We start from the raw sequence: 24,264 nt of genomic DNA, 5'->3' as shown, positions 1-24,264 counted from the left end.
GATCACTAAATTTTAATGTCATAGATTTTGGAATACTTTTCTTTAATGTAATTGATGAAAGGAGATGCGCTAAATGGCTTTCCAGTAACAATCTGGATTAATTCCATTGGTTCGTATAGCCTACCCTTCGAATGGATATTTTCCTTCAAGAAATTGGCGATGATATCAAATTTACCTTCTTCCACGGCTCTTTCAAAGTCTATTTCTTCTTTCATTTTTTCGTAAATCTGGGCTGAATAGAAGTTTCCGAGTGCATAAGTTGGGAAATATCCAAACGAGCCACCGAACCAGTGTGGGTCTTGCATACATCCGAATGTATTGCTTGGTACTTTCAGACCGAAGTAATTTTCAAATTTCTCATTCCAAATTTCTGGGATGTCCTTTGCTAAGATTTTTTCGTTTATTAGATCTCTTTCAATTTCAAACCTAAGTATTATGTGCAGATTGTAGGTTACTTCATCGGCTTCCGTTCTGATATAGGATCTTCTAACGTTATTTGCACCTCTCCACAAGTCTTCGGGTGTATATTTTTTCATTTCCGGGAATATTTCAACGAATTTATCGTAGACACCTTTCCAGAACGACAAACTCCTGCCGACTATGTTCTCCCAAAATCGTGATTGACTTTCGTCAAAACCGTAAGATGCACTTGCTCCAATAGGCAGTCCATAGAACTCTTCAGGAATCGAAAGTGAATAGAGTGCGTGGCCAAATTCGTGAATTGTAGAGTATATAGAGTTCTTTATGTCCTCTTCAAAGTATCGGGTTGTTATTCTAACATCGTTAAGCCCAACGGGATTGGTAAATGGATGAGTTGAAACATCAAGACGTCCCTTTCTGAAATCATACCCTAAGTATTGTAACAACCAATGATTGAATGCTTTCTGTTTTTCTATTTCAAATGTCCTGTTGAAAGGATCTTCGAATTTTTCCGCAGATTCTATTTTTCTAAGTACATTTTGAATAAAATCCCTTATTTCAGAGAATACTCTCTCTATTTCGTTGGCTTTTACTCCCGGTTCGTAGAGATCAAGTAACGCATCGTAGGGTTCGGTTTCGTATCCAAGGAGCTCTGCGTATTTCTTGTTTAAGTCAACTAATTTTTGAAATAGTGGGTAAAGTTCTTGATAATTGCCAGTAAATTTTTCGGTTTCCCATTTATGTTCTAAGAGAGTACTCAGTTGCATCATTTCTTCAAACATCTCGGGTGGTATCTTTTTATATCTATAATATTCTTTCTTACCCAGTTTTATCATCTTCTCTTCAATCTCATTGCTTGGTACTGATTCTTCAAGAAGTTTTCCAAGGTCGTCAGATATGATTAGTTTAAACACATATGTGCTTACTTCAGAAAATGCTTCAGCACGATACTGTGCAGCATCTGGTGGCATGTAAGTTCTCATATCCCAGTACATGAGTGAAACGGCGCTTTCAAACATTTCGGCTTTGCGGTAGTATGTTTTAAGTTCTTCAATTTTCGACATCCAAAATCCCCCCTTGTCTTATAATACAAACTCTAAGTCCATATTGTTGAGGCGATATTGCACAGCCTCACTTATAGCTAATGTATCAATCCGTTCACTGTTGTTAAGATCAGCAATCGTTCGCGCGACTTTAAGTATCTTATCTATCGCTCTTCCAGACAACCTAAACTTCTTAGAATATTCTTTCAGAAGTTCTTCCGCGTTTTCTTCAAGAATAATATACTTTTCAACCATTTTATGGGTTAGCTTTGCGTTAAGCTTTATTCGTTCATCCTTATACCTTGCGTCTTGAATTTCGCGTGCCTTAATGACGCGTTCCCGTATAGCTTCACTTGATTCTGCAGCGATATTCGTTTTACCTCTCATTTCTTCAAATGTTATCCGCGGTATTTGAATTTGTATATCTATTCTATCAAGAATAGGACCTGATATGTTTTTCCAATATCTTCTGATCTCGTATGGAGAACACTTACAAGCTACTTCTTTGTCGCCATAATGACCACAAGGACAAGGGTTCATAGCGGCGATGAACTGAAAACTTGCTGGAAAAACATGAGTCGCTTTTGATCTTGAAACCGTAACAACACCGTCTTCAAGAGGTTCTCTAAGTGCTTCCAAAACATCTCTTCTGAATTCGGGTAATTCATCCAAAAAAAGTACCCCGTTGTGAGCTAACGTTACTTCCCCAGGTTTAACGTTTGTTCCGCCACCAATTATTGCTACCGCACTGGAAGTGTGGTGTGGACTTCTAAAAGGACGTTCTTCAATTAGTTTGGAATCGAGTAAACCTACTGCACTGTAAATCTTCGATATTTCTATCTTTTCTTGTTCACTTAGCGGGGGTAATATTGTTGAAAATCTTCTTGCAAACATAGTTTTGCCAGTTCCCGGAGGTCCAACCATCAAGACATTATGCCCACCAGCTGCCGCCACTTCAAGTGCTCTCTTTGGCATTACGTGACCCCTTATGTCTGAAAAATCGACTTCAGATTGTGATTTCTCAATACTTGGAATGGAGTGTTGCGGAGGCTGGTAATTCCCATTGCGGAGTGAAACGACTGTGTCGTATAAGTTTTTAAACGCAAGAAACTTACTTTTTGTTGCTGATGCTTCAGGAATGTTGTCATATGGTATTATGAAGGTTGTGTCAGGCTGGCTGAATTCTAAGAGAATAGGAAGGACGCCTTTAACTTTTCTGATATTTCCATCAAGTCCGAGTTCCCCAAGAACTATCATATGTAATGGTGGAATGTATCTATTTGCACCAAGGATAGCTAATGCAATTGCTAAATCAAGATAAGTTCCTTCTTTTTTCACATCGCTTGGTGCAAGATTAACAGTTATTAATCCATCAGGAATAGATATGTTTGAATTCTTGAAAGCACTGAGAATTCTTTGCTTACTTTCTTTAACCGCTGCATCTGGCAATCCAACTATGTTTATATCTCGCTTGACACTCCTTGAATTTATATCAACCTCGACTGTCACGAGCAAAGGGCTTATACCAACTATCACCGCCGACTTGGTACTAAAATACATACCCCTATCCCCCCGAAGAGTCAAGTTTCAGATTTTCTTAAGACTTCGTAAGCTCTTTGAGCTATACGTGCTGTAAGCCCCCATATTACATAATTATTGTATTTGTAAAAAAATACCTTATAAACCCCTTTCTTCCAAGGATAATCTTCCCCATAAGGTATAAGCGAAAATGGAAAATCCTCTCTTGGTCTTAACTCGACGTTGACGTAACCTACAGCATATGGCTCTCCAAAATTGTCGATTGGTACAAGAAAAGTCTCTTTGACTTCTTCAGAATTGACTCTTAACTCGTTAGTGTCTAATGAGACCAAGAATGGAAAGATAACAGTATTAAAAGGGGTTATTAAAGGCTCTAAGTCTCTTATCAATCTACAATTTGTGATGCCAATTTCCTCTCTTAGTTCTCTCAAGGCGGCATCTTTTGGTGTTTCGAACTCTTCTATTCTTCCTCCTGGAAAAGATACCTCAAGTGGTTGTGAAATATTTTCTGCCCTTACCTCAAACAAGAAACTATCTCTATAGACTGGTACAGCCACAGCATAATAAGAAAAATCGCCGAGGAATCTCAAAATCTCACCTACATTATTTAACTGCGGAATTCCAGTTCAATGGATTTGCAAATAAACTGTTCCAGAAACCAGCAGGTGTATCGTTAACATAGTAGCTCCTTACTTCTTTTCCGAATGCGTAAAGATACCCATTGCTCAGGCTTATGTACTTGCCGTTGGGAACTGTATCAGAAAAGAGAGTCTTTTTTGTGCTCTTGTCTATGATTAGCAACTTACCAGATGAAGTCATTATGTAAAGCTTTTCTTTGCTTACAACCGCATCTGTTACTTCTTCGTTTAAGGTCATAAATACCGATTTTCCTCTGAGAATCTGTGTTTCTTTCACCATAGGAACAAATTCATAAGTAACGCCCATATCATCATATAATGTGAATCCAAGCTGCTGGCTGATATACGGAGTTTCAGAAACTATCGGCAGATTCTTTACTTTCCCTACAAAAGATTGAACAGATTTATCTCTCCATAAATTGCCGACACCATCTACTACAAAGATTTTTCCTGATAGTGACACAGACGGTGGAACTACCGGATATGAAGCTGTTCTATATGATGACACTATAGATGCGTTTTTACCGTTGTCTTTTATGGTATAAACTGTACCGTTATCCGTGACAATGTATAAGTAATAACCATCCCATGCAGGTCCTTGTGAAATATCGCCATCAAGAGCTAATTTCCACCTTAAATTTCCCTTTTCGTCAATAGCGTAAACGTTGTCATCCCAGGAAGCAAGATATATATGCTCTCCAACCGTTACGTGTCCTACCACAACAAATGAGGCTTTGTAAGTCCAGTTTATTTTTCCATTGGAAATTGATAAGAGATTTCCTTTCAGCGTTGGTACATACGCCACGTTATCTTTTACAGCTGGTTTTCCAAAAATATCGTCGCTCAATACGACTTTCCATGTAAGTTCGTAGAGTTTTGGTGTCTTTTGAACTGGTTGCGTTACTGTAGGTTTAACAATTGTTGGTTCTGGTTCTGTTGGTTTCTCTTGTGAAGTAACTTTCTTATCAGATTTCTCAACTGTCTCGTCTTCTTTAGCCGTTGTAGGTTGTGTAGTTGTTTGCTGTACACTTGGAATTTGGACTACTTGTTTTTCTTCTTCGTCTGTTTCGTTACTCGAAGGAACAGGTACTAAGGATTTAACTGAAAATCTCAGCTCCTTTTGTGTGAGCTCTGATGAAATCACTGAAGTTCCTGAGTACAAGAATGTACCATCTGTTAGTAAGGTTCCTTTGTATGGAAAAGTTGTACTAAGCCTTGCATTACCGCGGTAGAAATAGATTTTCGAATCATCTGCAAAGACGTGGTAGATATCGAAGTACACATAATCTTTGAACTTAGGATATACCCTTTCGAGTTTTATATATTTTGGATTCGAAATGTTAAAGAGCTGAGTTTGTGAATCAAAGACAGCCAAGTAAGAGCCACTCACTTTTATCAATGAGGAAGTGGTCGATATTGACCATACGATTTTGTCTTGGAAATAGCAAACAATCTGATTCCCCTCAACGCCAATTATGTAGTCATCTTGAACGTAGATACTTTTCATTTTCGATGAAACTGTTCCTATAGTTGTCGCATTTCCTTTTGAAATCTTGTAGACCTTTAGATTTGCTAAGACATAGTTTAATCCAACTCTTTGAGCATTCTTAATATCTATCTTTGTCTTTCCATCTAGTGTATAGATACCGTCAGCTTGTATATAATAATAATCTGTACCATCAAACAACAAATCATTCACTGTCAAACTCTTTATCAAGTTTCCTGATTCATCATATATTCCATTCCCCGAGACTAAAAGCGCACCAGCAAACGTGTTAGAAAAAGATAGGAAGAATAGATATGTAAAGAAAATTAAGTAAACAAACCCTTTTGCACTTCTAATGCTCAAATTACCCTTAACAAACACCACTATTACCCCCTACTTTTTTATTGATATCATGGCTCAAGGTTCATTATACCACAGCAAACACGGTTATTTGTTAAGAAGCGAAACTTGAAGAATTAGAAATTTCAAATACATGGTCTCTAAGATATTGTAAATTTGCGGATGATCAATCGGTTGTCCACCTCTGTGCAAAAGTCTCAAGACAACTCTTGCATCGATAGCCGAATCGACTAATATAGATTCAAATTCACTCTGAGAAACAACCTGGGTACATGAAGCCGTTGCTAATATACCACTATCTTTTACTAGCTTCATACTTCGATAGTTTATCTCTTTATACCCTTTAAAGGCCGCATCCCTACTTGTCGCACTCTTGGCAAAAGATGGTGGATCCAGAACTATTATGTCATATTTTCTCGCGTTCTCATACTGGTTCTTAAGAAAATCAAAAACATTTGCCACGACGAATTCGCAGTTTTTGAATCCATTCATTTTAGCTATCTCTTTTGCCACATCGATAGTACGTTCTGAGTAATCAACAAAAGTTACATGTTTGGCTCCACCTTTGAGAAGATGCATTCCAAAGTTGCCAGTATATGAAAAACAGTCTAAACAGTTTTTTTCTTCTGCGAATTCCATAAGCTTTTTGGCATTTTCTCTCTGGTCTAAAAATGCTCCTGTCTTTTGTCCCTTCGTATCAGCGAAAAACTTAATACCGTTAATTTCAAATGGAATTAGCTCCGGGCCTGAACCATAAATCCAACCGCTAAACTCTTCTAGCCCTTCTTTTCGTACAGCACTTCCTTCGGTTCTCTCGAAAATGCCAAGAGGGTTGAATATTTCTATGAGCGCTCGTAGAATATAGCTTCTAAGTTTGTTAATACCAAGCGTGTTGAATTGTACAGAAATGTATTCTCCAAACTTATCGACAATTAGTCCTGGCATTCCGTCAGCTTCGCCAAAGATCACACGGAACGCATTTTCTTTGGCAAGGTTATATCTGTTTTTAATTGCCTCTAAAATTCTATTTTTGACAAATTCTTGATCAATTTCCGCGGGTTTTCTTGAAAGTATCCTAATTGTTATCTTAGATTTTGTGTTTATATATCCAATTCCGAGGAACTGATTTGCAAATGTGTATATACCGACGACGTCTCCATCGTCGAAACTGCCTTCTATACGCTCGATTTCGTTGTCGTATATCCAGGGATGTCCAGATAAGACTCTTCTTTTTATATCTTTCTTAAGAATCGCTTTGGCTTTGTACATAAAGATATCACCTCTTTAAAGGAATTTATCTATAATCCTGTCCACACGAACATTATAACATAAAGAAAAGTAAAACATAAGTATTGAACCGTACTGGTAAATTGCTTTGGATAACGAACAAATTTCGTATTTTGGTTCAACAGAGGCAATATTCTATAATTGTTGTTGAACACCATACCGTATTTCTGGGGAAGGGGGAAACAGCTGGAAATGAGAGTTAAAGCACATCCTGTGATTGAGATCGTTAAAGGGGACGACGAACGTTTTGTAACGTTCTTTTTTGAAAACACTCCGATTAAAGCTTTTACGACTGATACTATCGCAAGTGCACTTATAGCAAACGGGGTTGATATTTTTGGGTTCACTGAGCATAACCATCCAAGAGGCTTTTTCTGTGCAATTGGAAAATGTTCAGCATGTTTGGTAGAGGTCGATGGAATTCCAAATGTTAGGGCTTGTATAACACCTGTAAGGGAAGGGATGAGAGTTAATCGGCAGGTCGGAAGGGGGAAACCGAAATGGTAAAACATGTAAAAGCATTGATTGTGGGTTCAGGACCTGCTGGCTTGACTGGAGCAATCGCTATCGCTGAAACGCTTGGAAATGGTAAAGAAGTGTTGATAGTCGATGAAGGGTTAGAACCAGGTGGACAATTACCAAAGCAGACTCACAAATTCTTTGGTCATGAGGGTTTCTATGCATCAACGCGAGGATTTGAGATAGGAAAAATCCTGACAAATAAGGTGCGAAATCTCGGTGTCGAAATAATGCAGCAAACAACAGTAACTGGTATATATGAAGACACGATTGTTCTGTATGACAGATTGAATAGCATTATTCATGAATATACAGCAGATTATTTGTTGATAGCAACTGGCGCAACAGAAAAATTTCTGATGTTCAAAAACAACACACTTCCGGGCGTTTATGGTGCAGGGGCTGTTCAAACATTGATGAACCAGTATAAAGTTCTGCCAGGACAATCATTCTTGATCGTTGGCGCAGGAAATATCGGACTTATAGTTGCATATCAATTAGTTCAAGCAGGTGCAACAGTCAAGGCAATTGTGGAAGCCTCGTCACGAGTCGGCGGTTACGCAGTTCATGCAAACAAAGTAAAGAGACTCGGAATACCAATTCTTCTTAGGCATACGATAATTGAGGCTGTCGGAAATGATAAGGTTCGAGGTGCAGTTGTCTCACAAGTTGACGAAAGGTTCAAGCCTATACTTGGAACAGAAAAGGAGTATATTGTTGACGCAATATGCCTTGCTGTTGGACTTCAGCCCAACGTCGAACTTGTAGCACAGGCAGGTGCAAAACTTTCACACATTCCTGAACTCGGAGGTTATGTACCCGCTCGAGATGAAAATATGAAAACAACGATGGATAATATCTATGTAGCTGGTGATCTGTCTGGTATAGAAGAAGCAACAACTGCAATGATAGAGGGATACATCGCAGGGTATAATATCGCTCAGAAGTTGACAAGCAAAGACTTAAGTCAGAAGATAAATCATTTTAAAGAGGAACTTGTTGAATTTCGAAGAGGACCATTTTCAAGTAAAGTACGAGAAGGTCTGAAAAAGATGGGTATAACCTTTCCATCAGGTGGTTACAGGGAAGAAATTCAAAAGGACATGGGACCCGTTGGAAAATTGAGAGCGATTATAGAATGTCCCGAAGCGATACCGTGTAACCCTTGTGAAACATCTTGTCCAACCGGTGCAATAAACGTTGGAGGGAACATAAACGGAATTCCACAAATAGACTACGATAAATGCATAGGATGCGGCATTTGTGTTATGAAATGTCCAGGGCTTGCAATATTCTTGATTCAAGAAAAAGAAAACTTATCAATTATTGGTATACCATATGAATTACTACCTATGCCAGAAAAAAATCAAGTTGTGGATTTGCTTGACAAGGAAGGAAGAGTAATTTCACGAGGAAGAGTTCAGAACGTGACCGTAAACAACAAAGGAAAAACACATATCGTCTTTCTAGAAGTACCAAAAGGGCTTGAAAGCACAGTTCGAAGTTTCCAATTTGTGAAGGAGTCAGAAGAATTCGTGTGCAGGTGTGAAGAAATAACAAGAAAGGATATTGAACAAGTAATCGATATGGGGGTAACTGATTACGAGGAATTAAGGCGGCTATTAAGAATCGGAATGGGACCGTGTGGAGGGAAGACTTGTCGAACACTTACGTTGCAAATTCTTTCCCAAAAGACTGGTATGAATATTTCTGACATCCAACTTGGCGCGTATCGCCCACCTACAATGCCTATCCCATTTGAGGCTATAGCTAATGCTGGTAATAATTCAAAAGATGATTTGTCGTCGGAGGTGGGCAAAAATGAGTAACAAAAAATATGAGGTGTGTATTATAGGCGGGGGAATAACGGGAACAGCTCTTGGATATTTTCTGTGTAAATTGGGTAAGACCTCAGTTGCTATATTTGAGAAATCGTACCTTTCTTCAGGTTCAACAGGAAGGTGTGCTGGTGGTATAAGACAACAATGGTCAACGAGACCGAATGTAAGACTCGCAATGAGGAGTGTTAAGTTATTTGAAAGATACAGAGAGGACGTAGGAATGGATATTGAGTATACACAAGGTGGTTATTTGGTACTTTCGTATACTGAGGATGAAGCCGCACAGTTCGAACGCAACGTTTTAATGCAAAGAGAAGAAGGGCTGAATGTTGAAATTCTCTCGCCAAGCGAAGTGAGTAAGAGGTATCCTTACATAAATATTGAAGGATTAAGGTTAGCAACATTTTGCCAAACAGATGGACACGCGAATCCTCATAAAGCTGTCATTGGATATGCTCAAGCAATTAGAAAAATGGGAGGCGCAATATTTACGCATACAGAAGTAACCGATATAGATGTTATAAATGATCGGGTGGTAGGAATCAATACTTCAAAGGGTTATTTTTCTTGCGATGTGGTCGTTAACGCTTCGGGTCCCTGGTCGAGAGAAATATCTGAATTGGTGGGAGTGGAACTTCCTACGGAAAGTTACAGACATCAAATAATGGTTACAGAACCTCTTGAAAATTTCTTTCCAATGATGGCTATAAGTTTTTCAGGCAACTTCTACATGAGACAGACACAACATGGTCAATTCATACTCGGTCAAGGCGATAAAGATGAGAAACCTGGCATAAACTACAATGTGACATTCAAATTCGAGAAGGAACTTACCAGCAAAATGATAAGAATTTTCCCATTCCTTAAGAACGTTAGATTGATTAGACATTGGAGCGGAATGTACAACATGTCTCCAGATGCGCAGCCAATAATTGGTGAAAGTGAGAAAGTCAAAGGTTATTACTATGCTGTAGGGTACTCCGGACATGGATTCATGGTTGCACCGGCAGTTGGTGAGGCTCTTGCAGAACTGATAGTGTTTGGTAAGACACTTCATACCGACATATCATACCTCGGTTTGAAAAGATTCGAAAACATGGTTTTTGAAAAAGAGAAAAATGTTGTATAATATTGCTGAATTCCAACTTTGATAGACAATGCATGGGAGGATATTAAGTGGGTAAGAAGGTTCTTGTAGTCGATGACAGCAAGTTTTGGCGATTAGTCTTGCAAAGCATTCTTGAGAAATTTGAAATCGAAGCATTATTTACTGCTGAAAATGCTATGCAAGGTATAGAGATTGCATTGAAAAATTTCCCGGATATCATAATTACTGATTACAATATGCCTGGTATTTCAGGATTGCAGATGTGCCTTTACCTTAGGTCGATTCCTGCGTTCAAGGACGCAGGAATCGTTGTTCTAACAGGTTCTGATGACATAATAAACCAGTTTTGGGCTGAACACAGTGGTGCCAACAAATTTCTTTCAAAATTACTTCCCAAGGATGATCTCGAGAAAGAACTTGAATCATTCATAAAAATGAACTTTTGCGCAAACAATAGTACTGAAAAGTTCTACATAAGCAACATATATGATGTTTTAGAACAGAAAATGAGATCCGAAGTTTTGAACAGGGAAATATTATCGTTAATTCAGTTTGCACGCGACGAACTTTATGTGGTCAGAAAACTTGTTAATTTGTTTGAAAATTTTGCTCAGTTTTCTGCCTCTGCTGTTCTTTTATTATCACCTATCGAAGGACGTATATATAATTTTGGATTTCAGGCGACACGTAAGACGTTACACGATGAATTGGTAAAAAATTTTGAAAAGCCAATTCAACCATCTGATTGGTCATACATAGGTGGATATGGTCAGGAACTAAAAATTGAAGACCTTATAACATTTCCCATCAAGTACGATGACAACGAAATAGGACTGATAGCCTTTTCGAAGACTGCAGATTTTAGAGTGCTTATAAAGACATTGAATGAAGCATATGAAAGCCTCTCATTGCTTTTTAACACCCTGAATCTTTTCAGAGAACTAAGGGTAGCATCGACAATAGACGGATTAACAGGTCTGTTTAATAAGAAAGAACTACTGAGATTCTTGGAAGAGACACACGAACTTTCAAAAAAGTCGGATTTTACATACTACGTTGCTATGTTCGACGTCGACAACTTTAAGAAGGTCAACGATACATACGGGCACCTTGTGGGTGATGAAGTACTGAAGACAATCGGAAAGATTTTGAAAGAAAAGGTGCAAGGAAATGGGATTGTTGGAAGGTATGGTGGTGAAGAGTTCTGCGCAATTCTTCCTAAGTTAGACGCAGATAGTGTTGTCCGATTGATAGACGATATTTTGGATACCGTGCGCAATACGAAGTTTTCTCATGGGAGCTGCACTATTTCATGCGGTGCCGTTAGTTCTGAATACTACTCATCTCCAACGGAAGTTCTTAAAGCTGCTGATGAGATGTTATATATATCAAAACGCACAGGAAAGGATAAAGCCAGCTTCATGTTTTTGCCTAAGGAAAACTCTCCAACTTTTTAACAAACAACTTTATTCTAATAAAACATCGAGAACAGACATTATCAAAAAACCGAATATCAAAAAGTATGTTGAGAGCCTTTCATTGCCTCTCAGATGTGTTTCTGGTATAACTTCATCGCTGACAACAAAAACCATAGCACCTGCAGCAAAGGCAAGCATGTATGGCAAGAGCTTTTTACTTATCAATATCAAACCAGCACCAAAAATACCACCAATTATTTCAACAATACCAGTAAGAAGGGTAACAAGAAGCGAGGTTCTTACAGAATATCCAGCGTTCATCAAAGCAACCATTGTAGCTGCACCTTCCGGAATATTCTGAGCACCTATCGCTATGGCCACATCTATTGCTTCTGGAGTGTAACCGCTGATACCAACAGCCATACCCTCAGGAAAGTTGTGAATCGTTATAGCTATCACAAAAAGCCATATTTTTCCTAATCTTCTTAGTTCTGCTCCTTCATGGCCTTTAAGAAAATGCTCGTGTGGTGAAAATTTATCGAAAAGGTCGACCAATACTGCACCAAGTATGAACCCGAATGAAAATCTCATACCTCCACCAATTTCCAAAGCTGGGCCAGTTAAACTAAAAGCACTGGCTGCTAGCATTATTCCAGCAGCCATACCTAATAGTGCATCTATCAATTTTTCACCAAAATGTTTATGGAACAGTAGCAAAGGAACAGCACCTACAACTGTTGTAATTCCTGCAAGAGAACTGAGTATCACTCCGCGTGCAAAGTCGGAAATTTCTCTCACCCCTTTGTTTGATTTCATTATTGTTTATATTATATCATATTTTTCATCAGATAGCAACTGTCGAGTCATGCGGAGCAGGTTCATAAGCTTCTTTCGGTGCCGTGAGTAGGAATATAACAACAACAAAGGTGGAAACAATATTCACACTAAGAAAGAGCCAGAATGGACTAATTCTATCTATTAAATAGCCGTACAACAAAGACGATATCGGTACACTGCCGGTTGCGAGAAAAGATAAAACAGAGAAAACTCGCGAGCGTAGCTCGGATGGGACCAATAACTGAAGATTTGCATTTATAGGAATATTAACAAGTACATTAAAGAAGCTGAATACAAAAACTCCAATCGAGTTTATAAGGTATAGTTCAAGATTGTTAAAACCGAAAAATGGCATTATCAAGAATGAGAAAATTAAAGTGGTTGCTTGTTGAATGAGAAGTCCAGAGGAGATCAACATTTTTGAACTAAACTTATGAAGGAAAAACATTATAGCAACATTTCCAACCAATGCTCCAAGAGTCCCAAAGACCTGGAACGAGCCAAATTGATTAGACGAAAATTTCCAAACAGTTCTCAACAGATAGGGCCAAACTACGCTGAAAAGAGAAGACATTAGAAAGTTTATGACAATTGCGAACGTAAACAGAAATTTCAATCCGCTATTATCCTTGACAAATTTAATTCCTTCAACTAACTCTTTTAAGAAGTTCATCTTACCTTCTCTTCTATAATGATTATAGATTATGAACAACTCTGTAATTCCAGAGAAGATGTATAACAACCCAGTGAGAATAAGAACATTTGTAAAACCGTAATACCCATAAAGCATAGAACCTAAAATAGGACCTATAATATTTGCCACACTATTAGCCATTGCGTTCAGCGATGTGGCACGTTTTAAGTTTTCTTTCTTAACAACATCACCAAACATAGCGCCAGTTGGTCCGTCAAAAAGCCCATCAAAGAGTGAGAGAATTGCTCTAAAAAACAATACCAATGATATTGATAGTTTATCAACCAATGCGAAAAGGTACATAATTAAGAGCAAAATTCCACGAAGTTCATCGAGAATTACCATTATATGCTTTCTGTTTATTCTGTCACCAATAACACCGCCAAATGGTGTTATTATCAGTCTGGGGAGAATACCAAGAAGGGTAAATATCCCCATCATCATACCAGAACCCGTCTTATCAAGTATATACAGTGGCATTGCAACCATTAATGCCGCAGCACCTATTAACGATTCAAACCGCCCGCTAATAATCAGCGAAAGGTTTCTTTTCTCATATTTGTAAATGTTATCACGACTACTCATAACCATCCCTCCACATTTTATTTGGTGGTTGACAAAAATTATTTTATATTATACCAAATTTTTTGTCAAGAGATAAAATTAATTTGTATCTGAAATAATTTAGTATTACGAACCAGTTTTGTGATATACTCTACTTATGAGAAGCGGTTTTTCATTTCAAATTGGGAGGAGTGATGTTATGTTATCAAAAATTCCAAGAGGCGCTTCAGGAGATGTAAATTTGGAAGATTTAATCGCACTTTGTAGCGTTCCAGGGGTATCAGGGAGAGAGGAAAATGTTAGAAACGAGATCTCAAAGTTGCTAAGAGCACAAGACGGACAGCTTAAAACAGACAAAATTGGGAATTTGATCTATGAGAAGCCGGGAAGCGAAAATCATAAAGAGATACTACTTATGGCACATATGGACGAGATAGGTTTCTATATAACAAGTGTAAGAGAAGATGGAAAACTTGAAGTGAGAAACGTCGGTGGAATTATCGAAGATGCAATTCAAGGCTCGTTTGTTGAGATTATAACAAGAGACGGCGTGTTGCCCGGCGTGATTGGAGCAGTACCACCGCACCTGAAGACAGACGGAGTAAGTTTTGATAAGGTAATTGACGTCGGTGCAAGAAACAAAGATGAAGTTTTGAAATTAGGTATCGACGTGATGGACTATGCGGTATTCAAAAAGGACTATGCCATTTTGAATAACGAGTATCTTTCGATGAGAAGCTTGGACGATAGATTTGGATGTTATACGTTAGTTGAATGTTCTAAAGAGCTTTCTAATAAGTCGCGTGTAATTTTTGCGTGGACGGTTCAGGAAGAGGTTGGGTTGAGGGGTGCAAAAGCACTGGCATCTACATATTTCCCTGATGTGGCAATCGCAATTGACTCTTTCGCTTGTTGCAGTAAGCAGAATAAACACATAGACCTCGGAAAGGGACCGGTCATTAGAGCTCTTGATAACAGCTCGATATCCGACTTGGAACTTGTTCGATTCGTTCTTTCGCTGGCGAAAGAAAATGATATACCTGTTCAAATCGGTACTACGGGCGGCGGAAATGACGCAAGTGTGTTTGTTGAGAAGGGAGTACCAATGATAGCACTGAGCGTTCCTGTCAGATACTTGCACTCACAAGTTGAAATGATAAGTTTATCAGATTTATGGAACCTCATTAGGTTGCTGAGGAAGTTTTTGGAGGTGTATTGATGGCGGAATTATTACTTTTCGTAGCCGGTTTGTTCGCAGGCATTATCAACGTCTTAGCAGGCGGTGGGTCGTTTCTAACACTTCCTGTATTAGGATTTTATGGATTATCAACAACAGTTGCCAATGGAACAAATAGAATTGGAATACTGCTGCAAAACATATCTGCTACTTGGAACTTCTTCAGAAGAAAGGAGATCTTGTTAGCCGATATTATTTTCGTTTCGATACCAACAGTTCTTGGAGCTATCTGTGGAACTTTGACGGTTCTGAGTTTACCAGAGAGCGTTGTCAAATTGAGCGTTGGTATTCTATTTTTGATCATGTCATATTTCGTTTTGTTTTCTCCAAAAGTTTGGGAGGAAGGGAGAAAATTCAAGGCAAATAGGTTTCTTAGTTTTCTTGTATTCTTTCTTATAGGAATATATGGTGGATATATCCAAGCAGGTGTTGGTTTTTTCTTGATATACGCACTAACCATGTTGGAAGGATTTGATATAAGGAAAGCTAACGCAATGAAGATATTCTTAACATTACTTTTTACTGTTTTCTCATTAGCCATTTTCTCTTTCAAAAACAAGATTGAGTTATTACCAGGGTTAATCTTAGGAGTTGGCTCATTCTTCGGAGGATATATCGGTTCTTATCTGAATATGAGGGTAACAAAGAAGATAATAAGGATTGTTGTCGCAGTAATGATGATTGTTTCCGCTTTTAATTATATTTTGTGATAAAAAACAACAGCCTGGAATATCACCAGGGCTGTTGCTTTAATTTTTTGTTTATTTCATCTATCATTTTTTTGAGCTTTTTCGCCTTCTCATAGTCTTCTTTTCTGATGGCCTTGCTTAATTTGTGCTCAAGTAAAGTCAATCTTCTGCCTTCTATATCTGATACAATTTTTCCGTACAAGTTAGCATCTCTTGGAAACATAGTTAGCTGGATTGTACTTGGTTGCTCTGAGTAGAGGAATTCTAACGAAAATTCGAACTTTTTGTTTTTAGCGGGAGATTCTTCCATGAGCTTTTTGTGAGATACAATCGTTTGAATCCCTGCTCGGGTAAACTTCTCAGTTTCAAATGAGAAAATTTCACCTACACACTTCTTGCAGTAAGATATTATCTTGTAAGTACCATCTACGTATACCTTCTGTGAAATTTGTGCTCTGCTTCCACACCTTGTGCACTTAATGTTTCTTTCATTAGTCATAACCTCTATCACCTTCTGGCCTCTATACCGTTGCAGAGTTATACTTATTCATAGCTTTATCTATACCTTCAGAGATTATACTTTCTATGGCTTCGATCGTAAGTTCTATAACTTTTTCCAATTTTTCGAATTCTTCACGACTGAAATTTGAGAGTACGTAGTCTGCTGCATCAATATCTTGTGGTTTTGGTCCAATTCCTATTCTTATCCTCGGAAAATCTTGACCAATAAACGATATTATGGATTTAATACCGTTATGTCCACCAGCACTGCCATTCTTTCTGATCCTTATCCTCCCAAGTGGTAGATCAAGGTCGTCATACACCACAATTATATCATCATGCGGTAAATATTTAAAGACCTCTCCACTTAAGTTCATGTACGTTGTAGGTTTCACAAGTCTTACTTTTTCGCCAAAGATGTTTATATCAGAATATAGATAGTTGGGTCCCCTTTTCCATGATTTAGACAATTTATCGAGTACCATGAATCCGACATTATGACGTGTATTCTCGTATTTTTCACCCGGATTTCCAAGTCCTATTATTATCATCTTAATTTCTGCACCTCTCACAAATTTGTTTTCCTTGTTAGAAAAGTCCCCCATTCGGGGGACTTTTTACAGTCTTTTTTATTTCAAAATCTTCGGGTATAATTCTCTTATTCTTATTCTTCCTCTTCCTTCTTACCTTTCTTCAGCACTTCTGGTTCTACACTTTCTGTTGTTGCTGTTGTTTCCTCAACTTCAAGACCTCTTGGAACTACTACTGTAACAAGAACATCTTCTGGTTCCATATCAATTTTAACGCCTTCCGGAAGTTTTACGTCTTTTACTCTTATACTTTCACCAAGGCCAAGGTTAGCAACATCGATTTCTATAACTTCTGGAATTCTGTCTGGGAGTGCTTCAACAACAACTTCGTGGTGTACAACTTCCAGTATTCCACCTTTTTCAACACCAATAGCCTTGCCAATGAAGTGTACTGGAACGTTGATTTTCATTTTGTGGTGAGCTTCTGGAATGTAAAAGTCGATATGTTTAACTTCATCAGTTACTTTGTCGTACTGTACCATTTTAATGAATGCCATGTGCTTCAATACTTCTTTTCCGCTCTCGTCATTCACAACAAGTGTGAGAGGTGTTGATTCGGAAACTTCTTTAAAAAGTTTCATAAAATCAGCCTTCTTGAGCGTCAAGTTCAATGGTTTTTCAACTCCAGGACCGTAGGCTATCGCTAAAATGACGCCCTGTGCTCTCAATCTTCTGACTGCGCGCTTTTTTCCTACTACCGACCTAAGCTGCGCGTTAACTACGTGCTCCATGTCGAATACCTCCTTTTTTTCTTTTTTTAAGGTTTTTATTTTATTCTTTATTTTTCATCATTTAAAAAGTATGCTTACAGATAGATTCTTTCTTACACGTATAATAGCCTCTCCAAGAAGTGGTGCAACGGAAACAATGTAGAATTTTTTCGGAAGACTCTGATGATATATTGTATCACTAATATAAATCTTTTCAATACTCGAATTCTCTATTCTTTCAACAGCACCCGAAGAAAGCACTGGATGTGTTATACAAGCAACAACCCTACTTGCACCAGCATTCTTAATTGCGTTCGCACCTTCAACAAGAGATCTTGCAGTATCAACGATGTCGTCGACAATTATAGCAGTTCTTCCACTTACATCACCTATAATATTGAGTATTTCTGCGACGTTATCTTTTGGTCTTCTCTTATCCAATATCGCCAATGGTAAACCAACTTTCTCAGCAATCTGTCTGGCACGTTTCACACCACCAACATCTGGCGAAACTATAACGGCATCTTCGTTAAGTAAGCCGTCCTTATTCAAAGTTTCCAGAAAAACTGGGAAGCTCCACAAGTTGTCAACTGGTATGTCAAAGAACCCCTGAACTTGTTCTGCATGCAAGTCAACGGTCATTATTCTTGTTGCACCGGCAACGGTAATAAGGTTGGCTACGAGTTTAGCAGTGATTGGGTCTCGTCCTTTGGCTTTCCTGTCTTGCCTTGCGTACCCGTAATAAGGCATTACGACTGCAACGCTGTTTGCTGACGCTCGTTTAAATGCATCTATCATAATGAGTAACTCCATTAAGTTCTCATTAACTGGAGGGCATGTTGGTTGAATAACAAAGACGTCGTGGCCGCGGACCGTTTCTTCTATTCTTACGTTTATTTCCCCGTCTGCAAATTTGCCAACGGTAATATCGCCAAGTCGCATTCCAATGTAACTTGCAACCTTTTCAGCCAAGACTCTGTTCGCATTTCCTGAGAAAATTTTCATTTCATTTCTTGTTATCTGCATTCTCCATAGCCTCCCTCTTTTGTTTTGCCCAACCTTCCTTGATTGTCTGTCTCGCTCTTCCAAGTGCTAATGAATCGTCAGGAACATCCTCAGTGATAACAGATCCAGCACCAACGATTGCCCCTGAACCAATTGTGACAGGCGCAACGAGTGATGAATTGCTACCAATAAACGCTTTATCCTTTATATGTGTCGGATACTTTTTATATCCATCGTAGTTGCAAGTTATTGTACCAGCCCCAACATTTACGTCTTCTCCAACAGTTGCGTCACCGAGGTATGTCAGGTGTTGCGCCTTTGAATTCTTGCCGATTATGGATTTCTTCGTTTCAACGAAATTACCTATCTTCACATTTTCTTTAAGCACAGTTCCTTCTCTCAATCGGGCAAATGGCCCGACCGAGACGTTGTTTTCTATCTTCACACCTTCAAGTTCGGATCTCATAACTTTCACTTTATTTCCTATTTCCGAATCGATAATTCTCGTGTATGGACCTATTTCACAATCTTCACCTATTGTTGTCTTGCCTTCTATAATGGTAAATGGATGGACAACAGTGTCCATACCTATCACTACATCAGGACTTATGAACGTCGATTGCGGATCAACGATCGTAACACCCGAGAGCATCAATTCGTTGAGAATTCTCTCTTTTGCTATACTTTCAAGCTGGGCGAGCTGGATTCTGTCGTTTACGCCTGAAACTTGGATTGGGTCATCTAAGATTAAAGCCTCGGCATTTTGAGCCAAACCTACAAGATCAGTTAGATAGTATTCACCCTGTGCATTGTTATTGTTCAGTCTATCCAAATTTGCTAAAAGAAAGTTTCCTTTGAATATATATATGCCGCTGTTTACTTCTTTTATCTCTTTTTCGCTTTCCGAAGCATCTTTGTGCTCAACAATCCTTATCCTTCCATCCTGTCTGATTATTCTACCGTACCCAGTTGGGTCGTCAGCGATAAATGAAAGTACAGTAACATCAGCATTTCTACTCTTATGTATTTCGTTCAACTTTTCTATCGTTTCACTCTTGAGAAGAGGCACGTCACCGTATAAAATTAACACATCATCATTTTCGTCTATAAATTCCCTTGCACACATTACTGCGTGTCCTGTGCCAAGCTGATGTTCTTGAAGATATGTTCGCACATCCATCGGTAAGTATCCTTTAACGATTTCTGCTTTGTGACCAACAACAACACCGACTTCACCAAATCTCTTTCCAAGGTCAATAACCCAATTTATCATCGGTTTTCCGAGGATTTTGTGAACAACCTTTGGGTACTTAGACTTCATTCTTTTTCCTAGACCAGCGGCAAGTATGAGAACCTTCATTATACCCCACCTCTTTGCCAATTTATTTATTGTTTATGTTATTCAACTCATCAGTTGCCTTTTTCTGAAGGTGATATTCACGAATGATAACCGGAATGAGAATAAGTCCGAGGAAATAACCTTTCATACCCCACCTCAGATATCCTATCGCACCTATACCCATTCCGGTCAGTAATAACATTGGGATTAAAGAATACCATTTCTTCATTAGGTCATATGGTATGACTAAGAATGTTCCAATAAACATTAAGAATATACCCCTTATAATTAGGAATATTTGCGTGTCGTCGTAAAATTTGAATTTCCCGAAGAGTGCCATAGCACTTATAAGCAGCATATTTAAACCTGCAAGTGATTCAGCTCGTTCGTTCTTTCTTATCAAGAAATATACGCCAAGTAGAATTAGTAGAAAAGATAAGTAGTTCTTTGTTAGGAAAAAAGTCAGAACGGATGAGATGATTGAGAAAATCAAGGTAACCATTCAAACCACGCTCCATATTCTTTTTCACAGCAATAAATATATGGGGCGCAAAAGCGCCCCGAGAGAAAGACAATTATTAGCTTCTGTATTTGATGCTTGCTTGTGCAGCTGCAAGTCTTGCAACTGGAATTCTGTATGGTGATGCGCTGACATAGTCGAGTTTTGTTGTGGCAAAGAACATGATGGATTTTGGATCTCCACCGTGTTCACCACAAACTCCACATTTGAGTTTTTCCTTGACTTCTTTTCCTTTCTCTGTAGCCATCTTAACGAGCTGACCAACGCCTTGTGTATCAACGTGTTTGAATGGGTCATCTTCGAGTATACCTTTTGCAAGGTACTCTGGCAAGAACTTACCAACGTCATCTCTACTGAATCCAAAGGTCATCTGTGTAAGGTCGTTTGTACCAAAGCTGAAGAAGTCAGCTTCTTGAGCAATCTGATCAGCTGTAACTGCCGCTCTTGGAACCTCAATCATCGTACCGACAAGGTATTTAAGTTCAACGCCATGTTGTTTGATAAGTTCATCAGCGGTCTTTATTACAACATCTTTAATGTATTTAAGTTCGTTAATGTGTCCTACAAGAGGAATCATTATTTCTGGAACAACGTCAATTCCTTCTTCTTTCTTGAGCTCTATTGCGGCAAGAATTATTGCTTTCGTCTGCATAACAGCTATCTCAGGATATGTTATGACAAGTCGCACGCCTCTGTGCCCAAGCATTGGGTTGAGCTCGTGGAGTTGTTCAACAACTTTCTTAAGTTCTTCTACGCTTATACCTATCTGAGCAGCAACTTCCGCCATCTGTTCTTCTTCGTGTGGCAAGAATTCGTGGAGTGGTGGGTCAATCAATCTTATTGTAACCGGGTAACCCTTCATTTCTCTGAAGAGGCCTTTGAAGTCTTCTTTCTGGAGTGGCAGAAGTTCAGCAAGTGCTGCTTCTCTTTCTTCAACTGTTCTCGCAACGATCATTCTTCTGACCTTTGGTATTCTGTCCTTTTCAAAGAACATGTGTTCTGTTCGGCACAAACCGATACCCTCTGCTCCGAATTCCCTTGCAACCTTTGCGTCTCTTGGAACGTCTGCGTTTGCCCTAACGCCGAGTTTTCTGAATTCGTCTGCCCATGATAGCAGTTCTGCAACTGGTCCTTCAAGACCGCGTGGTTTGACTGTTGTCACTTTACCGAGGAAAACTTCACCAGTCGTACCATCGATTGAGAGCCATTCTCCTTCTTTGACAACAAAATCTCCAACTTTAAGGAAGCCTTCTTCTTCGTCAACGTATATGCTCTCTGCTCCGACTACCGCTGGCTTACCAAGACCTCTTGCGACAACTGCCGCGTGCGATGTCATACCACCACGTGCGGTGAGTATGCCTTCTGCTGCGTTCATACCGCCAACATCTTCAGGGCTTGTTTCAGGTCTTACAAGCAGCACTTTTTCTCCTGCTTCAGCCATTTTCTCAGCCTTGTGTGCGTCGAAGTAAATCTTACCTGTTGCAGCACCTGGTGACGCTGGAAGTCCCTTTGCTATAACTTTTGCATTCTTTCTTTCATTTTCATCGAATTTTGGATGGAGGACTCTTTCAATGTCTGACGGCTGTACTCTAAGGACTGCTGTCTTCTTGTCGATAAGCCCTTCGTGTACCATATCAACAGCGATTCTTATAGCTGCCTGGCTTGTTCTCTTAGCATTTCTTGTTTGGAGAATGTAGAGTTTTCCTCTTTCAACTGTGAATTCGATGTCTTGCATATCTTTGAAATATGCTTCAAGTCTATCCATTATTTCAATAAGTTCATCATACGCGTGTGGGATCATTTCCTTCATCTTTTCGAGAGGATATGGTGTCCTTATACCTGCGACAACGTCTTCACCTTGCGCATTTGGCAAGAACTCTCCATAGTGTACCTTTTCTCCAGTGTTTGGATCTCTCGTGAAGCAGACACCAGTACCGCTGTCGTCACCCATGTTACCGAATACCATGGCAACGATGTTAACAGCTGTTCCGAGAAGTTGTCCTTCCTTGATTCCGTGAATTTCTCTGTACTTAATTGCCCTGTCGCTCATCCATGACCAAATAACAGCCTCAATAGCTGCCCATAGCTGTTTATTTACATCTTGTGGGAATTCTTTTCCATGTTTCTTGTAAATTTCCTTGTAAATTTCGACAAGCTTCTTAAGGTCTTCTGCATCGAGGTCTGTATCGAGCTTTACACCTTTGTTAGCTTTCATTTCAGAGAGTGCATTTTCGAAATCAGAGTGAGGAATGCCAAGTGCAGTATCACCAAACATCTGTAAGAACCTTCTGTATGAGTCGTATGCGAATCTTTCATTGTTGGTCATTTCAACAAGACCCTTAACTGTCTCGTCGTTAAGACCGAGGTTGAGGATTGTGTCCATCATTCCTGGCATGGAAATTGCAGCACCGGACCTGACTGATACAAGAAGAGGTTTTATCGGATCCCCAAAACCTTTTCCTGTAACTTTTTCCAACTCTTTAATTGCTGCGTTGACTTGTTCTGCTAAATCTTGTGGATAAGTTCTGTTGTTGTCGTAGTAATACTTACAAACCTCAGTTGTGATAGTAAAGCCAGGAGGTACTGGAACACCGGCGTTTGTCATTTCAGCAAGGTTTGCACCCTTACCGCCAAGCAACTCTTTCATTTGAGCGGTTCCTTCGGCTTTGCCGTCGGCAAAGAAATAAACCCACTTTTTACTCATTTTCACACCTCCAAAATCAAAATTTTAGAAAAGTACCTGTATAATTCTACCATACTTTTCTAATTTCTCGTATACACTCTCTGATAAATTGTTTTTTTCTTTTATGTTAATTTAGGCAAATACCAGCAGGAGTATAATTGAATAAGGTAAGCATTGTCTAAATATGTGCTTATTGAAAGAGGTGTTTAAAGTGGCTAATCTTCTTCGAACTATACTAATAAGCCTTTTGGCATTTCTCATCACAACTGACATAGCTACAAGAAATCTACATAAACAGCTTTCTAAGGAAATTAGGACAGTTCGAATTGAAGGACTGACTTTATCTTACAGAGAGAGCGGTCCTGTTAATGGGAAGACAGTAGTCTTTTTACATGGATTTGGTGGTTCATCATATGATTGGAACTTTTTAATGGGAGAACTATCCAAAGAATATCGGTGTGTCGCATTAGATATTCCACCGTTTGGTCTGTCAGAAAAAAGCGTAACCTTTGATTACTCAGATAGAAACTTGGTTAAAGTAATTATATCTTTCATAGAATCATTAAATATAAACCAATTCACTCTTGTTGGTCATTCTATGGGTGGTTATTTGTCAATACTAACGGCTATCAACCAGCCTGGTCGAGTCGAAAGACTTATCTTGGTGGATTCTGCATTTAGTTTTAGACAATCAAATGAAAATATAAACGTTAATTCGAATGTACCATCAGATGAAGAAACATTCGATAGGCTTACGCTATTGTTAAACGTAGGTTTGAAGACTTATCCTGTTGTGAAATTTGTGTACAGAAATTTCCTCGGTGAGACAAAGGATTTGAAAAATATGGAACACTTTGACTATATTTTCTCACAAAATTATTTCCTGCCTGCGGAAGTACTCGTTAAGTTCTCTAAGGACAAAATTGCACAAGAAGAGATAGAAATAGACTTAAGTAATTTGAACATTCCCACACTTATAATATATGGTGAAAACGACACCATCACACCACCAAGTATAGGGAAGTACTTGTCAGAACATATTAAAAAGTCAAAATTCATTCTGATACCAAGCGAGGGACATTTACCTCTCTGGAATGAAAAAGTTCTTCTGGAGATAAGAAGATTTCTTCGCGAAAGTGAATGAAAAATACCGGTCCGTTCTTTGGACCGGCAACTATGGTATTAAAGCTATACGATAGGCAACACTTAGAGAGGAGGAGTATTTCAGTTTTAAGC

At 38.8% G+C, this 24,264-nt stretch carries 21 protein-coding genes; 7 read left to right on the top strand and 14 right to left on the bottom strand.

Features of this window, described 5'->3' with window-relative positions; genetic code table 11:
• Positions 1 to 5: 5 nt before the first annotated feature.
• The 5 genes from IB67_RS05090 to IB67_RS05070 form a co-directional block, all read right to left on the bottom strand.
• Positions 6 to 1,484 carry a carboxypeptidase M32 gene (locus IB67_RS05090; RefSeq protein WP_434223545.1) on the bottom strand — a complete coding sequence of 493 codons (1,479 nt, stop codon included), beginning with the start codon at positions 1,482 to 1,484 and terminating at the stop codon, positions 6 to 8.
• Between the two features lie 18 nt (positions 1,485 to 1,502).
• Entirely contained in the window at positions 1,503 to 3,023 is a 1,521-nt protein-coding gene (locus IB67_RS05085) for a YifB family Mg chelatase-like AAA ATPase (protein WP_434223546.1), read from the bottom strand.
• A 20-nt stretch (positions 3,024 to 3,043) separates the two neighbouring features.
• Positions 3,044 to 3,592 carry an NUDIX hydrolase gene (locus IB67_RS05080; protein ID WP_434223547.1) on the bottom strand — a complete coding sequence of 183 codons (549 nt, stop codon included), beginning with the start codon at positions 3,590 to 3,592 and terminating at the stop codon, positions 3,044 to 3,046.
• A gap of 13 nt (positions 3,593 to 3,605) precedes the next feature.
• Positions 3,606 to 5,507 carry an outer membrane protein assembly factor BamB family protein gene (locus IB67_RS05075; protein WP_498875505.1) on the bottom strand — a complete coding sequence of 634 codons (1,902 nt, stop codon included), beginning with the start codon at positions 5,505 to 5,507 and terminating at the stop codon, positions 3,606 to 3,608.
• Positions 5,508 to 5,573: 66 nt separating this feature from the next.
• On the bottom strand, positions 5,574 to 6,755 hold the full coding sequence (locus tag IB67_RS05070) for a class I SAM-dependent rRNA methyltransferase (protein WP_434223549.1): 1,182 nt from the start codon (positions 6,753 to 6,755) through the stop codon (positions 5,574 to 5,576).
• A 210-nt stretch (positions 6,756 to 6,965) separates the two neighbouring features.
• Between IB67_RS05070 and IB67_RS05065 the strand changes: the two genes are divergently transcribed.
• Genes IB67_RS05065 through IB67_RS05050 form a run of 4 tightly spaced genes read left to right on the top strand, consistent with a single transcriptional unit; the run spans position 6,966 to position 11,698 of the window.
• Complete coding sequence (locus IB67_RS05065) at positions 6,966 to 7,280, top strand: (2Fe-2S)-binding protein (protein ID WP_434223550.1); 315 nt, start codon at positions 6,966 to 6,968, stop codon at positions 7,278 to 7,280.
• Complete coding sequence (locus IB67_RS05060) at positions 7,274 to 9,121, top strand: FAD-dependent oxidoreductase (protein WP_434223551.1); 1,848 nt, start codon at positions 7,274 to 7,276, stop codon at positions 9,119 to 9,121. Before IB67_RS05065 ends, IB67_RS05060 begins: the two co-directional genes overlap by 7 nt.
• On the top strand, positions 9,114 to 10,262 hold the full coding sequence (locus IB67_RS05055) for an NAD(P)/FAD-dependent oxidoreductase (RefSeq protein WP_434223552.1): 1,149 nt from the start codon (positions 9,114 to 9,116) through the stop codon (positions 10,260 to 10,262). Before IB67_RS05060 ends, IB67_RS05055 begins: the two co-directional genes overlap by 8 nt.
• Positions 10,263 to 10,309: 47 nt before the next feature.
• Entirely contained in the window at positions 10,310 to 11,698 is a 1,389-nt protein-coding gene (locus IB67_RS05050) for a GGDEF domain-containing response regulator (RefSeq protein ID WP_434223553.1), read from the top strand.
• 9 nt (positions 11,699 to 11,707) lie between these two features.
• Here IB67_RS05050 and IB67_RS05045 read toward each other — a convergent pair whose 3' ends face one another.
• Both IB67_RS05045 and IB67_RS05040 read right to left on the bottom strand, forming a co-directional pair.
• Entirely contained in the window at positions 11,708 to 12,448 is a 741-nt protein-coding gene (locus IB67_RS05045; protein ID WP_434223571.1) for a ZIP family metal transporter, read from the bottom strand.
• A 55-nt stretch (positions 12,449 to 12,503) separates the two neighbouring features.
• Complete coding sequence (locus tag IB67_RS05040; RefSeq protein WP_434223554.1) at positions 12,504 to 13,775, bottom strand: MFS transporter; 1,272 nt, start codon at positions 13,773 to 13,775, stop codon at positions 12,504 to 12,506.
• Between the two features lie 178 nt (positions 13,776 to 13,953).
• Here IB67_RS05040 and IB67_RS05035 point away from each other — a divergent pair, with 178 nt between their 5' ends.
• Complete coding sequence (locus IB67_RS05035; RefSeq protein ID WP_434223555.1) at positions 13,954 to 14,973, top strand: M42 family metallopeptidase; 1,020 nt, start codon at positions 13,954 to 13,956, stop codon at positions 14,971 to 14,973.
• Positions 14,973 to 15,701 (top strand): sulfite exporter TauE/SafE family protein, encoded by a 729-nt coding sequence (locus IB67_RS05030; protein ID WP_339744856.1) that lies wholly within the window; start codon positions 14,973 to 14,975, stop codon positions 15,699 to 15,701. Before IB67_RS05035 ends, IB67_RS05030 begins: the two co-directional genes overlap by 1 nt.
• A 22-nt stretch (positions 15,702 to 15,723) precedes the next feature.
• Here IB67_RS05030 and IB67_RS05025 read toward each other — a convergent pair whose 3' ends face one another.
• From IB67_RS05025 to ppdK, 7 genes are all read right to left on the bottom strand, one after another.
• Positions 15,724 to 16,191 carry a UvrB/UvrC motif-containing protein gene (locus tag IB67_RS05025; protein WP_434223556.1) on the bottom strand — a complete coding sequence of 156 codons (468 nt, stop codon included), beginning with the start codon at positions 16,189 to 16,191 and terminating at the stop codon, positions 15,724 to 15,726.
• A 10-nt stretch (positions 16,192 to 16,201) separates the two neighbouring features.
• Positions 16,202 to 16,732 (bottom strand): aminoacyl-tRNA hydrolase, encoded by a 531-nt coding sequence (pth, locus tag IB67_RS05020; RefSeq protein WP_434223572.1) that lies wholly within the window; start codon positions 16,730 to 16,732, stop codon positions 16,202 to 16,204.
• A 113-nt stretch (positions 16,733 to 16,845) separates the two neighbouring features.
• Positions 16,846 to 17,502 carry a 50S ribosomal protein L25 gene (locus IB67_RS05015; protein ID WP_498875504.1) on the bottom strand — a complete coding sequence of 219 codons (657 nt, stop codon included), beginning with the start codon at positions 17,500 to 17,502 and terminating at the stop codon, positions 16,846 to 16,848.
• A 57-nt stretch (positions 17,503 to 17,559) separates the two neighbouring features.
• A complete protein-coding gene (locus IB67_RS05010) occupies positions 17,560 to 18,507 on the bottom strand; it encodes a ribose-phosphate pyrophosphokinase (RefSeq protein WP_072758193.1) in 948 nt (315 codons plus the stop codon).
• Complete coding sequence (gene glmU, locus IB67_RS05005; protein ID WP_072758191.1) at positions 18,488 to 19,846, bottom strand: bifunctional UDP-N-acetylglucosamine diphosphorylase/glucosamine-1-phosphate N-acetyltransferase GlmU; 1,359 nt, start codon at positions 19,844 to 19,846, stop codon at positions 18,488 to 18,490. The genes IB67_RS05010 and glmU overlap by 20 nt, the downstream gene beginning before the upstream one ends.
• 22 nt (positions 19,847 to 19,868) lie before the next feature.
• Positions 19,869 to 20,327, bottom strand: coding sequence for a hypothetical protein (locus IB67_RS05000; RefSeq protein ID WP_498875503.1), 459 nt, complete (start codon positions 20,325 to 20,327; stop codon positions 19,869 to 19,871).
• A gap of 76 nt (positions 20,328 to 20,403) precedes the next feature.
• On the bottom strand, positions 20,404 to 23,049 hold the full coding sequence (gene ppdK / locus IB67_RS04995; protein WP_072758187.1) for a pyruvate, phosphate dikinase: 2,646 nt from the start codon (positions 23,047 to 23,049) through the stop codon (positions 20,404 to 20,406).
• A gap of 190 nt (positions 23,050 to 23,239) precedes the next feature.
• Here ppdK and IB67_RS04990 point away from each other — a divergent pair, with 190 nt between their 5' ends.
• Positions 23,240 to 24,172, top strand: coding sequence for an alpha/beta fold hydrolase (locus IB67_RS04990; RefSeq protein WP_072758185.1), 933 nt, complete (start codon positions 23,240 to 23,242; stop codon positions 24,170 to 24,172).
• The last annotated feature ends 92 nt before the right edge of the window (positions 24,173 to 24,264 follow it).

The sequence above is a fragment of the Fervidobacterium riparium genome (genome assembly GCF_025370035.1).
Classification (GTDB): Bacteria; Thermotogota; Thermotogae; order Thermotogales; family Fervidobacteriaceae; genus Fervidobacterium; species Fervidobacterium gondwanense.
Note: the sequence above shows the minus strand (reverse complement) of the source record. Positions and strands in the feature narration are given on the sequence as shown.